The sequence below is a fragment of the Fructilactobacillus sp. X2R5C3 genome (assembly GCF_059901325.1).
On sequence record NZ_JBWXUY010000025.1, the window covers coordinates 1 to 266 of the forward strand.

At 45.9% G+C, this 266-nt stretch carries 1 protein-coding gene; it reads right to left on the bottom strand.

The genetic code is table 11. The annotated features are described in order from the left end of the window. The coding region (locus AC6UDE_RS07015) for a histidine phosphatase family protein (RefSeq protein WP_500697035.1) at window positions 1-266 on the bottom strand (266 nt) is incomplete at both ends.

Consider the following 266-nt stretch of genomic DNA (forward strand, 5'->3'; position numbering starts at 1 on the left):
TCACTAATGTCAATGTCACTAAACCGACTGACGATGCTTCGAATAAAGGTTCCATGAGCGGTGATTAAGATATCATCACCGTCTTCAGCATTGTTAACGATTTCGTCCAGTCCAGTTAGAACTCGTTGCCAAAACTGAGAATCATTTTCGGCGTCGCCGTAAGGGTCAGCATCCGCAATCATGTCACGGGTCTTCTCCATCGTGTAGGTTGCGATCATCTGACTATAAGAATCAGCTCCAGAAGGTCCACCAATGATGTGCCAAAC